Origin of the sequence: Pseudoalteromonas sp. SS15 (genome assembly GCF_049257195.1) — a bacterium.
Taxonomy (GTDB): domain Bacteria; phylum Pseudomonadota; class Gammaproteobacteria; order Enterobacterales; family Alteromonadaceae; genus Pseudoalteromonas.
In genome coordinates this window covers 127,057-141,638 of the sequence record NZ_JBMMUD010000003.1, presented here as the reverse complement: position 1 = coordinate 141,638, position 14,582 = coordinate 127,057, and the positions used below count along the sequence as shown (strand labels likewise).

The 14,582-nt window shown below is 43.7% G+C and carries 12 protein-coding genes; 3 read left to right on the top strand and 9 right to left on the bottom strand.

Annotation, left to right across the window (positions count from 1 at the left end; all coding sequences use genetic code 11):
- Window positions 1–14: 14 nt before the first annotated feature.
- The gene (locus AAEU28_RS07640) at window positions 15–347 is read right to left on the bottom strand and encodes a hypothetical protein (protein ID WP_421963587.1); all 333 of its coding nucleotides are present in this window, start codon (window positions 345–347) and stop codon (window positions 15–17) included.
- Window positions 344–1,084, bottom strand: coding sequence for a DUF2982 domain-containing protein (locus AAEU28_RS07635; RefSeq protein WP_421963586.1), 741 nt, complete (start codon window positions 1,082–1,084; stop codon window positions 344–346). The genes AAEU28_RS07640 and AAEU28_RS07635 overlap by 4 nt, the downstream gene beginning before the upstream one ends.
- A 237-nt stretch (window positions 1,085–1,321) precedes the next feature.
- Here AAEU28_RS07635 and AAEU28_RS07630 point away from each other — a divergent pair, with 237 nt between their 5' ends.
- Genes AAEU28_RS07630 through msrA form a run of 3 tightly spaced genes read left to right on the top strand, consistent with a single transcriptional unit; the run spans window position 1,322 to window position 6,009 of the window.
- On the top strand, window positions 1,322–2,377 hold the full coding sequence (locus AAEU28_RS07630) for an efflux RND transporter periplasmic adaptor subunit (protein WP_421963585.1): 1,056 nt from the start codon (window positions 1,322–1,324) through the stop codon (window positions 2,375–2,377).
- A gap of 4 nt (window positions 2,378–2,381) precedes the next feature.
- The gene (locus tag AAEU28_RS07625; protein WP_421963584.1) at window positions 2,382–5,483 is read left to right on the top strand and encodes an efflux RND transporter permease subunit; all 3,102 of its coding nucleotides are present in this window, start codon (window positions 2,382–2,384) and stop codon (window positions 5,481–5,483) included.
- Entirely contained in the window at window positions 5,476–6,009 is a 534-nt protein-coding gene (gene msrA / locus AAEU28_RS07620; protein ID WP_421963583.1) for a peptide-methionine (S)-S-oxide reductase MsrA, read from the top strand. The genes AAEU28_RS07625 and msrA overlap by 8 nt, the downstream gene beginning before the upstream one ends.
- Before the next feature lie 70 nt (window positions 6,010–6,079).
- Here msrA and der read toward each other — a convergent pair whose 3' ends face one another.
- The 7 genes from der to pilW form a co-directional block, all read right to left on the bottom strand.
- Window positions 6,080–7,561, bottom strand: a complete 1,482-nt coding sequence (der, locus tag AAEU28_RS07615; RefSeq protein WP_138479755.1) for a ribosome biogenesis GTPase Der — start codon at window positions 7,559–7,561, stop codon at window positions 6,080–6,082.
- 74 nt (window positions 7,562–7,635) lie between these two features.
- Window positions 7,636–8,811, bottom strand: a complete 1,176-nt coding sequence (gene bamB, locus AAEU28_RS07610) for an outer membrane protein assembly factor BamB (RefSeq protein ID WP_421963582.1) — start codon at window positions 8,809–8,811, stop codon at window positions 7,636–7,638.
- A gap of 11 nt (window positions 8,812–8,822) precedes the next feature.
- Entirely contained in the window at window positions 8,823–9,443 is a 621-nt protein-coding gene (locus tag AAEU28_RS07605; protein WP_421963581.1) for a YfgM family protein, read from the bottom strand.
- 9 nt (window positions 9,444–9,452) lie between these two features.
- On the bottom strand, window positions 9,453–10,730 hold the full coding sequence (gene hisS, locus AAEU28_RS07600) for a histidine--tRNA ligase (protein WP_058028795.1): 1,278 nt from the start codon (window positions 10,728–10,730) through the stop codon (window positions 9,453–9,455).
- 158 nt (window positions 10,731–10,888) lie between these two features.
- Window positions 10,889–12,007, bottom strand: coding sequence for a flavodoxin-dependent (E)-4-hydroxy-3-methylbut-2-enyl-diphosphate synthase (gene ispG / locus AAEU28_RS07595; protein ID WP_138566842.1), 1,119 nt, complete (start codon window positions 12,005–12,007; stop codon window positions 10,889–10,891).
- Between the two features lie 5 nt (window positions 12,008–12,012).
- Window positions 12,013–12,876 carry a RodZ domain-containing protein gene (locus AAEU28_RS07590; RefSeq protein WP_421963580.1) on the bottom strand — a complete coding sequence of 288 codons (864 nt, stop codon included), beginning with the start codon at window positions 12,874–12,876 and terminating at the stop codon, window positions 12,013–12,015.
- A 5-nt stretch (window positions 12,877–12,881) separates the two neighbouring features.
- Window positions 12,882–14,501 (bottom strand): type IV pilus biogenesis/stability protein PilW, encoded by a 1,620-nt coding sequence (pilW, locus tag AAEU28_RS07585; protein WP_421963579.1) that lies wholly within the window; start codon window positions 14,499–14,501, stop codon window positions 12,882–12,884.
- Between the last annotated feature and the right edge of the window lie 81 nt (window positions 14,502–14,582).

Below are 14,582 nucleotides of genomic sequence, written 5' to 3'. Positions count from 1 at the left end.
CGCTCCTAATAAAATTAGAGATAGCTATCTTGATGTATACGCACAAATAACTTTGTTCCGACCTTACTATAATCGATTTTGTATTCGCGGCCATCAAGCGCTTGGATAAACAACAAACGTTTTACTTCCCCAAAAACATCCGCACTTGCGACTTGAACAACCTCCAAATAACGCTCTTTACCTTCGCGTCGATTTCTTGGCAGTTCTTCTTTAAATGGCACCAGTCCATTCGCTGTTACTTTAATTTTTGGGTGTGCCTCACCATTTACAATTACTAGGTCGAGCTTCTTTTCTTTATGAATAATGGTGTTACGACCACTTTTAATAAAGGCTCTTTCTGTACTCATGAATCGTTCCTGTTACTTCTTGCAACGGTGGCCTGTTTATCAAGCAATTCTTGGACCACCATTTCTGGATTTAATTTCCAGTGGTTCAATAGGTTTGAAAAATCCCATATATCCCTGTCTAACACATTTGCGGGCAACAATAAGTGGTAGCCTGTTAGCGTGTGTAAATGTTGCATCCGATTTGCGAACATGGCGATTAAACCAGTATAAATTTGACCCGAGCCCGCTTGGAACTCACTGGGTTCAACAAGCCATTTTGATGGGCAGGAGCCGGATTTGCAATGCATTTTAACAGCTTGTAAAAAAATATGCCGCTGTTCAATTAATAATTTGCACGCTAAACGTGGGTGTAAGTCGTTTAAGAAACTTGATTCATCTTTAAGCTTTATACCCACAGCATTTAATTCAGCTTGTTCAAAGCCATCAGTTGCTACAGGAACTCCAATGGATGATAGGTTAGATGTATCGACACTCCACTCACCAACTTTATGATAGTAGGTAATTTTTCTATGATCCAACTGAAAGCTATAGAAAGGCTCCCGGCTTTTTAAAAAGCCTAAGATCACCGCCATAATCGCAGTAGCCACAAATACGATCTCGATAATACTAATGGGCGTTGCTCTGAGCGTCACAAACAGCATAACGATGGCGATGGCAACACCACCTACGAGCATAAACTCGATACTAAATCGGTTGGCAGAAGCCCTTAAAAAAACATGTTTCGTTGATTCAGCCATTGTAGAAACCAAAATAAAAGATGAACATCAAAACTGTCCAAACAACAAGTTTTCTAATTTTCTCACATCGTGGACACTTTTTATCTGGTTTCATCTTTACATCCATAAAACATAATCGGTACAAGCACATAACTAAGATTTAATTTTCGTTCAACACACAAATTAATACGACCATAATCATTTTTCGATCGTATAAAGCTTGTAAACTGAGCTCATCATTAGCAGTGGTCGAACAACATGTATAACAAGCAATCAGGTAAAGTTCTTTTTCCCGTTTTAATTTTAATTCTAATCGCAATTAGTGGTTATTTTTATTTACCAGTAAGCCATAGTAAAACTGGACCTTCGTCTCGTCCTGCAACCCAAGTTGCTGCGCATACTGTCAGTACTGACATCAAAAGTATCAATATTGATGCTGTAGGTACAGCACGAGCAAACCAAGCCATCAACATCATCAGTGCGCAAAGTGATTATATAGAGTCTCTTACTTTCAAAGATGGTGAGTTTGTAAAAGCGGGACAAGTGCTTGCCACCCTTCGCGACAAACAAGAACGCTTAACCGTCAAAGAGCTGAAAATTAATTTAAAAGAGCAACAGCGTCAGTTAAAACGCTTGCAGGAACTTGCTCGCTCTCAGTCAGCAGCGCAGTCTCAGTTAGAAGAGCAAGCCTCTGAGGTAGATGCACTGCAAGCTAAACTCGCTAATGCAGAGTCAAAACTGCAGGAGATGATTATTAAAGCCCCCTTTTCTGGCGTGCTAGGCAAGCGTTTAGTCGATATAGGAAGCTTCGTAAATAGTAACACCCCTTTCACAACATTAGATGACATCAGCGTTATCAAAGTAGACTTTCAGATACCTGAAAAATATCTGGCTCAATTGACTCAAGGTATGCTGGTCTCTGCAATTTCTGATGCTTACCCTAACACTCCGTTTACCGGTGAAGTGACGCATATCGAACCGCGTATCAACCAAGCAACTCGCAGCGTATCTGTCACTGCGAGTTTTGAGAATGAAGCCAATTTATTGCGCCCAGGTATGCTGATGCAAGTAGCGCTCGAGTTAGGCCGTATCGAAGCGCTCATGGTGCCAGAAAAAAGCATTATTCCACGCCAAGATAACCACTTTGTATATATCATCGATGCTGAAAATAAAGCACAGCAAGTCAAAGTTGAGCTACTTGAACGTTTTCATGGTTGGGTCGCCATTAAAAGTGGTTTAGAAGCGGGCCAGCAAGTGATCACCGAAGGCACCATTAAAATTCGTCCTGGCTCTTCAGTAACAACACAGGGGTGATCGAGTGAGAATTACAGATACTGCGGTAAAACGCCCCGTTTTTGCAATTGTAATCAACCTACTATTACTCACGTTTGGCATTGTGGCATTTACCATGTTACCACTACGTGAATATCCGGACATTGAAACGCCAATCGTCAGCGTCTCTACAAGCTATACTGGCGCTTCAAGTGAAGTGGTAGAAACGAAAATCACGCAAGTGCTCGAAAATCGTATTTCAGGTATTGAAGGCATAAAAAGCATTACCTCATCCTCTCGCAATGGTCGCTCAAACATCACCATTGAATTTAATATTGACCGGGATATTGATGCGGCTGCCAATGATGTTCGCGAACGTGTATCGCGCGCACTAGATAGGCTTCCAGAACAAGTGCGCCCACCTGAGGTATCTAAATCAAATTCAGATGAGAGCCCAATTGCTTGGTTTGTCCTCAACAGTACCTCCATGAACACACTAGAATTGTCTGACTACGCTCAGCGCTATATTGTCGACCGTCTAGCGGTGGTTGATGGTGTTTCTAACGTGCGCATTGGCGGTGAACGCCAATATGCCATGAAGATTTGGCTAGACAGAAAAGCCATGGCGGCACGCGGCATTACGTCAAGCGATATAGAACAGGTTTTACGCCGTGAAAATGTGGAACTCCCTGCTGGGGAAATAGAGTCTCTTGACAGAGATTTTTCTGTTCGTATTACCCGTAGCTATAAAACCCAAGAAGACTTCAATAACCTTGTCATTAAACGAGGCGAACAAGGCTACTTAATTCGCCTTGGGGAAGTGGCTAATGTGTTACTCGAAGCCGCTGACAACGAAAGTACCTTCCGCGGTAATGGTAAAAATATGGTCGGTATGGGCATTGTGAAGCAAGCAAAAGCCAATACCCTAGAAGTGGTCGATAATGCTCGTAAAGAATTAGAGAAAATCAAACGTAACCTACCTGAAGGCACGACGATTCAGGATAGCTACGACTCTTCCATCTTTATTCGCGAATCAATTACTGAAGTTTACCGTACACTTGCGATTGCTATGGGCTTAGTTGTGGTGGTGATCTTTATCTTCTTAGGTAATATTCGAGCGACTTTAATTCCAGCGGTTACAGTACCTGTCGCGCTTATCGCTACCTTTATGTTCTTGCTCTCAATGGGTTATTCAATCAACTTACTCACTCTATTGGCACTGGTATTGGCCATCGGTTTAGTCGTGGACGATGCCATTGTTATGCTCGAGAACATCTACCGCCGCATTGAGCTTGGTGAGCCGCCACTTTTAGCGGCATTTAGAGGCGCACGTGAAGTTGGTTTTGCCATCATAGCAACAACACTTGTACTCGTTTCCGTGTTTGTGCCCTTAGTGTTTATGGATGGGCGAATTGGCGCGCTCTTTACTGAGTTTGCCATGGCAACCAGTGCCGCAGTGGTCTTCTCTAGTGTTACTGCATTAACTCTTTCTCCGGCTTTATGCTCTAAAGTACTTAAGCCTAGTAGCAGTGAAAGTCGCTTTACTCAGTGGATGGATAAGCAATTCACTAAACTTGAAAATGGTTATCGTAAAGTACTACAAGATAACTTAAACAGACGCTTCAGCTTATTGGCGGTACTGGTATTAGCAGGTTTTGCGACATATACCCTCATGAAACAAATTCCATCTGAACTTACACCTAGAGAAGACCGTGGTACCTTCTTTGTGATGATGAATGGCCCTGAAGGCGCGAGTTACGAAAACAACGCTGAAAATATGGCAAAGATTGAAGAGCGACTACTGCCATATGTTGAAGCGGGTGAACTCAGCCGAGTGCTAGTGCGTGTTCCTGGTTGGGGTGGTCGTGGTGGTGTTGCCATCGTAGGTATGCCAGATTGGGACGAGCGCAAGCGTTCAACTTGGCAAGTTATGGGAGAGATCAGTGGCAAGATGCGTGAAGTCACCGATGTGCGTGCTTTTGCTATCATGCGCCGAGGCATTGGCGGCGGCGGTCAGTCACGTCCTATCGAGTTTGTACTGCAAGGTAACGATTACGAAGAGCTAGTCGAATGGCGAGATAAAATCTTAGCCAAAGCTCGCCAGAATAAAGGACTAGTGCGTTTAGATCATGATTACAAAGAAACATTCCCACAGTTTTTGGTCAGCATTGATAAATTGAAAGCGGCAGACTTAGGAGTGTCTGTAAGTGATATTGGTCGCACCCTTGAAACCATGTTGGGCCAACGCCGCGTTACCACCTTTATTGACCGCGGTGAAGAATACGATGTTATTTTGAAAGGGACTAAAGCAGATTTCGCTGCGCCTAATGACATTGCTGATATTTTTGTTAAGTCTCGTACAGGTGAATTGATCCCACTAGATAGCTTGATCACAGTGACTGAAGAAGCCACAGCTTCACGTTTAAATCGCTATAACCGTATGCGTGCAATCACCATCACTGCAAACCTTGCTGATGGCTACACGCTAGCCGAAGCTTTAGATTTCTTAAACACGGTTGCTGCTGAAGAAAACCACATAGATGGTGCTGTTGATTATAAAGGTGAATCTAAGCTGTTTTATGAAGGTGAGTCAGCCATGACTTACGTATTCATACTCGCTTTAACCGTCACTTTCTTAGTGCTTGCTGCTCAGTTTGAAAGTTTTGTACACCCATTGGTGATCATGTTAACCGTACCGCTTGGACTGGTTGGCGCTATGTACGGTTTATTCATCACCGACAGTAGTCTTAATATCTACAGCCAAATAGGTATTGTAATGCTGATTGGTTTGAGTGCTAAAAATGGTATTTTGATTGTTGAGTTTGCCAACCAGTTACGCGACAAAGGCATCGAATTTGAGCAAGCTTTAGTTGATGCAGCCGTTCAACGCCTGCGCCCTATTATCATGACTTCACTGACGACGGTAATGAGTGCGATCCCGCTCGTATTTGCGACAGGCCCAGGCTCAGAAAGTCGCATGGTTATTGGTGTGGTTATTTTTGCAGGTGTAAGCGTGGCAACTATACTGACGCTATTTATTATTCCTTGCGCTTACTCATTACTGGCGCGTAAGACTCAATCACCTGAGTTCTTAAGCCAAAAAATTGCTGAACAAGCACGTGCTTTAGAGGAGAAAAATCATGGCTAACATTGCAACGGCAACCTTTGCCGGTGGCTGTTTCTGGTGCATTGATGCAGCGTTTCGCCGCGTCAAAGGTGTGCAAAAAGTTGAATCTGGCTACATGGGAGGACAAACCGATGCTCCTACCTACAAAGATATCTGTACAGGCATGACCGGCCATGCTGAAGTCGTTCAGCTTAGCTTCGACGCTGATGTCATCAGCTACAGCCAGCTATTAGATATGTTTTTTACTTTGCACGACCCGACTCAATTAAACCGTCAAGGTAATGACGTGGGCACGCAGTATCGAAGTGCGGTTTTCTATCACGATGACGCACAAGCTGAACTCACAGAACAAGCCATCAAACAGTTACAGCCTCATTTAGCCGAGAAAATTGTCACTGAAGTAACACCTGCAGTCGCTTTCTACTCTGCTGAGCAGTATCACCAAGACTACTTTAATGAAAACCCAAATCAGGGCTATTGTAGTGTGGTTGTAGCCCCTAAAGTGGCAAAGTTTAGTCAAAAATACGCACACCTACTCAATGAGTAGATTTGTTGCAGGCAAATAACAAAAAAGGAGCATAAAGCTCCTTTTTTAATATCTACAATCCAGATAGGTATTAACTATCTTTATTACGACTCTCTTTAGAGAAAGCACGTAACTTACGCTTTTGCGATAAGGTCATCTTGTTGCTACGACCTGCATACGGGTTATCACCTTCTTTAAATTCAATCTTAATCGGTGTCCCCATGACGCCAAGCGCTTTACGGTAGTAATTCATTAAGTAACGCTTGTAGCTGTCAGGTAAGTCATGTACCTGGTTACCGTGAATAACAATACGTGGCGGGTTGTAACCACCGGCGTGCGCATACTTTAACTTCACACGACGACCACGTACTAGCGGCGGCTGGTGATCTGCTTGTGCCATATCCATGATACGACGCAGCATTGCTGTACTGATACGCTTAGTCGCCGACTCATAGGCTTCGTCAACAGACTCAAATAAGTGACCTACACCCGTACCGTGTAGTGCTGAGATAAAGTGTAAACGAGCAAAATCGATGAAACCTAAACGACGGTCTAGCTCAGTTTTGATGCGCTCTTTCACATACTCGTCTAAGCCATCCCACTTATTGATGGCAATGACCAGTGAACGACCCGCGTTTAACGTGAAGCCTAATAAGCTTAAGTCTTGATCAGAAATGCCTTCGCGCGCATCAACCACCAATAATACTACATTGGCATCTTCAATGGCTTTAAGCGTTTTGATCACTGAGAATTTTTCGACGACATCGCTGACTTTTTTACGCTTACGTACACCCGCGGTGTCGATCAGTACGTATTCTTTGTCATTGCGCGTCATCGGGATATAAACAGAGTCACGTGTCGTGCCCGGCATATCGTAAACAATCACACGCTCTTCACCTAAAATACGGTTTGTAAGCGTTGATTTACCTACGTTAGGGCGACCAATAATGGCTAGCTTAACCGGCTTATCTTCAAAACCTGTTTTACCGTCTTCCAGCTTCTCGCCATCTTCACCTTCAAGATAAAGTTCAGCTAAGCTTTCGTCATCTTGCTCAAGCTCTTCAGCTTCGGCCGCAAGTTCTGCGATAACAGGCTGTAAGGTGTGATCTAATAACTGAGTGACACCACGACCATGCGCTGCCGCGATTTGATGAACATCACCCAATGATAATTGATAAAATTCAGCACAATGAGAGTCTGCATCAATACCATCGGTTTTATTCGCTACGATAAAGCACTTTTTCTCTTGCTTACGTAAATGCTGCGCAATCGCTTGGTCTGCAGCATTCATACCCGCACGGGCATCTACTAAGAATAAAACAATATCCGCTTCTTCAATGGCTAGCAGTGACTGCTCTGCCATTTCGGTTTCAATCCCTTCTTCGCTACCATCGATACCACCCGTATCAACAACGATAAACTCATAGCCATCATAGTTCGCTTGACCATATTTACGGTCCCGCGTTAGGCCAGGAAAGTCCGCTACTAACGCATCGCGAGTGCGTGTTAAACGGTTAAAAAGTGTGGATTTACCCACATTAGGTCGCCCAACAAGAGCGATCACCGGAAGCATAGACTACCTCATCAATAAACAACAAAAGGCTTCGCAATGCGAAGCCTTGAAAAAATGCATGAATAAATTAACTGTTACGGGATCTTAACCGCGCTAACTTCACCGTCTCGGGTTACCACAATTAATTTATCTTCTGCTACAACAGGCTCTACATAAAAGCCTGAGCTATCAAAACTTTCTCGAGAAACTAACTCACCAGTCTGCTTATCTAACCAGTGCAAGTTGCCTTCTTGATCACCTACAGCCAAGTAATTACCAGCAACAGCCGGTGCTGTTAGGTACCATCCACGAAGACCTGACTGACTCCAGCGTTCAATACCTGAGTCTTTGTCTAACGCGTAAATAATGCCGTCACTGTCGACAACATAAATCACATTGGCTTCAATGCTTAAATCGCGGTAACTACTGTACTCACGTTTCCAAACTACATTACCACTGCGAACATCAACCGCTGCTAAGTTACCATTATAGGCGATAGCGTACGCAAATGCGCCAACAACGATAGGTTTAGTATCAACATCCACTAAGCGCTCAAATTCAGACGCACCTTTTGCAGTTGCAACTTCTGCGCTCCATGCAGTGTAACCATTTTCTGCAATTAGAACCGTTAGCTTACCGCTTTCTTCACCGAATAACACACCGCCATTGGCAGATGTTGGTGAACTCAAACCACGAAGTGTTAATGCTGGTACTTCTTGCTCATGACGCCAGCGCTCTTCACCTGTATCAGGGTGAAGTGCCAACAGTTTACCGGAACCCAGATTTACATAAACAAGACCATCACCCGCTGCTGGAGATGATAATGCTTCACCCGGTACGGCCTTACGCCAAACAATCTCACCGCTTTCACGGTCAAGTGCAATTACTTCACCATGCTCAGAGCCGATGTATAGTTTGCCATAAGCCTGTAAAATACCGCCGGATAATTTAGCACTGTCATTATCTGCCCAAGGCCAGAAATTGACGTTTTTACGAATATCAGTTTCCCACAGGGTCTTGCCCGATTCGGTTGAAATTGCTTCGACTTCACCATTTCTAGCTGCCACAAATACAATGTCTTTATGGACAACAGGCGTTAAACGAGAAAAGTAATGCTCTACGCCATCACCCACACCGTTCGTCCAGTCAACTTGCGTTTCGAATTGGTTTACGATTTCAGGTAAAACAATTTCTTCTTCATCATCGCTCGATGAACAACCTAGCAAAGACGCCATACACAACGCCAATGTGGCCATACTTAGCTTTCTCATCGGAACTACTCCTAAGCTGCTGGCTGGGCTGTGGCTAAATTGTCCAACTTAATCTGTAGTAGGCTGTTATTGCCTTCTGTTGACTCAGCAAGCGCAGCTTCATATTCAGAGCGAGCGCTGTCTTTGTCACCTTTTGCAAGGTATACATCACCTTTTACTTCAGCAACTTGTGCTTTAAAAGCATCAGGTGTTGTTTGTGATAATGTTTTTAGCGCTGCATCATATTGTGTAAGCTGTGCTTGTACACGCGCTAAACGTAATATGGCTGTGGCTTTTAGTTCTGGGTTTTGAACATTGTCTTGTAACCAAGTAAGTTTAGTTACCGCTGTTTCAAACTCCCCTTTCTCAACTGCTTCTTTAGCCGCAACAAATGCCGCTAGCGCCGCATAATTTGAGTCGCCATTTTCAGCAATGAATGAGTCAGACTTAGTCAGAACTTCGCCACTTTCAACTAACTCGTTGTAAGCGTTTGAAGCAGTTTCAGCAGATGTGATTTTGCTTTGGTTATAGTATTTCCAACCGTATAAGCCACCAAGACCAATAACGATACCTAACGCAAGTGAAACGCCGTTTTCACGGAAAAATCGTTTTATTGCTTCTGCTTGTTGTTCTTCTGTTGAGTAAATTTCCATACAGTCCTCTTATACTGCTAAGTCTGCTAACAGTGTTTTTACCTCTTCCAGGCTCACTGTGACTTGTTCTTTTTCTTCTCGCAGATATTTCACGGTTACCTTGCCTTCAGCAAGTTCGCTTTCACCTAAAATTAGCGCAACTAGCGCGTCGCTCTTATCTGCACGTTTTAATTGTTTCTTAAAGTTACCGCCACCACAGTGCACTTGCACACGAAGGCCGGCTACTTCTGTTCTTAATTGCTCTGCAATCACTGGCGCTTGAATACTTGCGGCATCACCCATAGCTGCAACATACACGTCAGCATTGCGGCGAATTTCACCTACACTTTCTAGCGCTTGAAGTAATAGAACTAAACGTTCCATACCCATTGCAAAACCAACCGCTGGGGTTGCTTTACCACCCAGCTGCTCAACTAGACCGTCGTAACGACCACCAGCACATACTGTGCCTTGCGCACCTAGACTTTCCGTTACCCACTCAAATACAGTGCGGTTGTAGTAGTCTAAGCCACGTACTAGCTTTTCATTAACTTGGTATTCGACGCCAGCTGCGTCTAAACGTTCACATAAATTTGCAAAATGTGCTTTTGATTCTTCATCTAAGTGTTCAGATAACTTAGGCGCATCAACTAAGATAGCCTGTACATCAGGGTTTTTGCTGTCTAGAACACGCAGTGGGTTTGAGTACATACGACGTTTAGAGTCTTCGTCTAACTTATCAATATGCTGCTCTAAAAACGCCACAAGTGCATCGCGGTACTCTGCTCGTGCTTCATTTGAGCCTAAAGAGTTCAGCTCTAGACGAACATGATCTGAAATGCCAAATGCTTTCCACAAGCGCGCAGTAAGTAAAATCACTTCAGCATCGATATCAGCAGTCGCAATACCAAACGCTTCAAGGCCAAATTGGTGGAATTGACGGTAACGACCTTTTTGTGGACGCTCGTGACGGAACATAGGGCCCATGTACCAAAGACGCTGCTCTTGGTTATACAATAAGCCGCCTTGGTTACCCGCACGTACACACACTGCTGTACCTTCAGGGCGCAGTGTTAAGCTATCGCCGTTACGATCTTCAAAGGTGTACATTTCTTTTTCAACGATATCGGTTACTTCACCAATAGAGCGCTTAAATAAGTCGGTAGATTCAACAATTGGGAAACGGATCTCTTGATAACCATAAGACGCCACCGTATCACGTAATACTGCTTCTACTTTCTGCCAAACTTGCGTATCACCTGGCAGACAATCGTTCATACCACGAACTGCCTGAATTTGTTTTGCCACTGAAAATCCTAAATCAATCTATTTGCTAAATGCGAGTGCCACACACAGTGCGCATTGTGGGTAAAGGAGTCAAGTATTATACCCAGCTCGCGTAAAACGTAAACGACAGAGCAAAAGATCTGCAGGATATTCTTTGCTCTGTCGGTATTTTTTAAAAATTATTCGACGATTTTAATGTCGATCGCCGGCTGCGCTTGCTTCTTAGCAACAAAATCACGCACCTGCTCTTCAAGTTGCTCGACAATATTGTCGTTATCAATACGCATCTTTTGACGCTCACCATTGATATACAAACCAGAACGGCGGTTCGCACCAGCAAGACCGATGTCACTGACCAGTGCTTCACCTGGGCCATTCACAACACAGCCAATCACTGACACTGAAATTGGCTCAATGATGTCTTCAAGGCGCTCTTCAAGTTGGTTCATGGTGTTGACCACATCGAACTCTTGACGAGAGCAACTCGGGCAAGCAATGAAGTTGATACCACGAGAACGAATACGCAGTGATTTTAAGATATCAAAGCCTACTTTGATCTCTTGTACAGGATCGGCAGCTAACGAGACACGTAAGGTATCACCAATGCCTTCGGCTAATAACATCCCTAAGCCAACCGCTGATTTAACTGAGCCAGAGCGGAAGCCGCCCGCCTCTGTAATGCCAAGGTGAAGGGGTTGATCAATTTCTTTTGCCAGTAAACGATACGCACCAACCGCTAAGAATACATCTGACGCTTTTACAGAGACTTTGAACTGGTCAAAGTTCAAACGCTGTAAGATTTCAACATGGCGCATCGCTGATTCAAGTAAGGCTTCTGGTGTTGGTTCACCGTACTTTTCCTGTAAATCACGCTCTAACGAACCGCCATTCACACCGATACGAATTGGAATATTACGTTCACCCGCCGCATCTACCACGGCACGAATACGATCTTCACTACCAATGTTACCCGGGTTGATACGTAAACAATCTGCGCCGTACTGTGCCACTTTTAGTGCGATACGGTAGTCAAAGTGAATATCGGTAACAAGTGGAATATCAACTTGCTCTTTAATGCTCTTGAAAGCTTCGGCTGCATCCATAGTTGGCACTGATACACGAACGATATCTGCTCCAGCATCTTGAATGGCGCGGATCTGCGCAACGGTCGCATCGATGTCCATGGTATTGGTGTTCGTCATTGACTGTACGGCAATTGGTGCGCCATCACCAATAGGCACGTCACCTACATAAATACGGGTCGACTTTCTACGTTTAATTGGAGATTCTGAAAACATGACGGTTACTCTGTTAAGGGTAATTTAAATTTAGCTGAACGATTGCGTGGCAATGATGATAAATCAACTGATTGACCATCTAGCTCTACATCAACCTGCTGATGACGGCCTAACACCACAGAAAACGGTGCAACGCCCTGCACTGTCATGGTGTATCCGGCTTTTTTAACGCCAAAAGCAATACGCTCTGATGAAGCATCAAAGATCTCTACCCAAGAATCGTCTTTGAAATGCATCACAATCGTATTTAAATCAGGTGTACTGCTTGTCTCTTCGACTGGTGCTTGTTCGGCTTCTACTACATCTAAAACTGGTTTGTCAGATTCGGCTTTTTCCACGGCCGGTTCAACCGCATCCTCAGCGGTTGATACAAGATCAGAAGGCGTGTCATTTTCTTTACTATTTTCTACAACCGTGGCTTCGCTTTCAGGTACAGCACTCTGCACTTCAGGCACGATAACATCATTTTCATTTGATGTGGTTTGCCAATACATAAAACCTGACGATCCCAACACTATGGCCAAAATCACATAACTAACTAGCATTAAACGGCTATCGTTGGCTTCTTTTTCTGTGCGACGTGAAAAGCTTTGCATACTCTTATTTTCAGCCACGCTTTCAGGAGCCTGAAACAGTGCCAAGGTTTGCCCTTGATCTAATTGCAATAGCGTACAGTAAGCCTTGATGTAGCCTTTAACGAAGGTGATTGGACCAAGTGACGTATAATCATCTTGCTCAAGTTTGGTGATATGCTTAGGGCTTAGCTTTAACCTATCCGCCACGGCTTCAATGGTTAAATTCGCATCTTTTCTTGCGCTTGCTAGTACTTGCCCCAAAGACGCTTGTTGCTCAGTTGATTCTGGGCTCATTTCATTCATAAAGTATAACTACTCGGATCTACAATCAGTAAACTATGTCCAGCCGCAAGTTCAACGTCTGGTGTTAATTTGTTCCATCGCATCAAATCACCAATCTGTAATTGGTAATCGGTGGCGATATTATACAAGCTATCCCCATCTCGAATAACGTGGGTAGTAAGCGGATTATTTAAATACACCTGCTGGCCAATCTGTAAACGGTCTGATTCTTTCAGCTTGTTCCATTTTAACAGACTCGCCATTTTGACATCATATTTAACCGATAAACTAAATAAGTTTTCACCCAACCCAACTGTATGCACAGGCACATTTGGTAGATTCACTTCTGGATTTAGCAAAGGCGCACTCGTTGATGAAGGTTTAGCAGTACGAACTGGGGCATTATTCTCTGCTATTTCTCTGAACCTAACCTGACTTGGATCTGGCTGATAGAATTGCACTTGACCTTGAGCTGGTTGCACTGACGTTTTTTCACCAAACGACACCACTCTCACCTGATTATTTGGCGTTTCAGTAAGCGGAGTCGTCGCTTGGGTTTTCTCTTCAGCTACAGGTGCGCTTAACGTGCTGGTAGGCTGATTTGACTGAGGTTGAGTTTCAACCACAGAAGAGGTTTGTAAACCGCCACGCAGTGACACTACCTCACTTGTACTTGCACTATGTGTGCTTATTACAGAAGTTGGCTGAACTATTTCACTATTGTGATTACTTTCTCGTTTAGGGGCTTTCTTACGGGTAATTTTTATCTTAGGCTGAGCGTTATAAACCGTCGGTGACTGCTCAGTGATTTCTGCCACCTTGGCTTTTCTATATTGCTCACGCAATACATCAAATTCGCTATTATTGTATTCTTCTTTAATAATCGCTTGTGCTTGGTAAGATTGCGGATAAGTCTGCACTAACGTCGTGGCGATTTTCTGAGACTGCTCTAAATGCCCCATCTCTTGGTGTAACAAGTACTCTAAAAACAAACTACGCGATGAAATGAAGCCATTGTCAGTGTAACGTTCTAACACCCGCAATGCCTGATGCAAGTCACTCTTGGCATAATATAAACCAGCTAGAGATATTAAAGCACTTTTACTTTGGCCATCGTGTTGCACTGCACTATTTAAATAATCGAGGGCTAACTCAAACTTATCTTGCTTCACCGCACATAAAGCCAGATTTTCATAACTTTGCGAAACACGTAGATAACCGCGAGTATCTATCGCTTTTAATAATTGCGCCCTCGCTTCATCATACTCGCCGATACGGCATAAAAACGTGCCATAGTTGTTCAGGGTATTTGGATCGTTTGGTACTAGCTTGAGTGCGGTTTGATAAGACGCTTTAGCCTGTTGGAACTCTTTCACTTGCTCGAAGTAATAAGCCAGCGTGTAGTGTACTTCAGGTAATTTAGGAGCAAATTTAGCTGCTCGTTCAAGATTAAACTTAGCTTGCGTATTGTTACCCGCTTTTAGATATTCTAATGCCAAGCTGATACGCGTTCTTGCAGCTTCTTGGTTATTCATTTCTGAATTCACCACAGGGCTATTTTTAGTAACGCTGTGTGTTTCTGTTACACAGCCACTTAAGCCTAATAACGCAAATGGAATTACCCAATAAGAACGCATGTACCACCTTGATAGTATGAAATAATAGGGACCTATATTACCTAAAAGCCCCTATCTTTCATCTATTTTATGTAAATAACT

Coding starts and splice junctions, on each gene's coding strand:
- AAEU28_RS07590 (WP_421963580.1), bottom strand. CDS start 12,876: ATGAGCCCAGAATCAACTGAGCAACAAGCGTCTTTGGGGCAAGTACTA.
- AAEU28_RS07635 (WP_421963586.1), bottom strand. CDS start 1,084: ATGGCTGAATCAACGAAACATGTTTTTTTAAGGGCTTCTGCCAACCGA.
- AAEU28_RS07640 (WP_421963587.1), bottom strand. CDS start 347: ATGAGTACAGAAAGAGCCTTTATTAAAAGTGGTCGTAACACCATTATT.
- bamB (WP_421963582.1), bottom strand. CDS start 8,811: ATGAGAAAGCTAAGTATGGCCACATTGGCGTTGTGTATGGCGTCTTTG.
- AAEU28_RS07605 (WP_421963581.1), bottom strand. CDS start 9,443: ATGGAAATTTACTCAACAGAAGAACAACAAGCAGAAGCAATAAAACGA.
- AAEU28_RS07630 (WP_421963585.1), top strand. CDS start 1,322: ATGTATAACAAGCAATCAGGTAAAGTTCTTTTTCCCGTTTTAATTTTA.
- der (WP_138479755.1), bottom strand. CDS start 7,561: ATGCTTCCGGTGATCGCTCTTGTTGGGCGACCTAATGTGGGTAAATCC.
- pilW (WP_421963579.1), bottom strand. CDS start 14,501: ATGCGTTCTTATTGGGTAATTCCATTTGCGTTATTAGGCTTAAGTGGC.
- msrA (WP_421963583.1), top strand. CDS start 5,476: ATGGCTAACATTGCAACGGCAACCTTTGCCGGTGGCTGTTTCTGGTGC.
- ispG (WP_138566842.1), bottom strand. CDS start 12,007: ATGTTTTCAGAATCTCCAATTAAACGTAGAAAGTCGACCCGTATTTAT.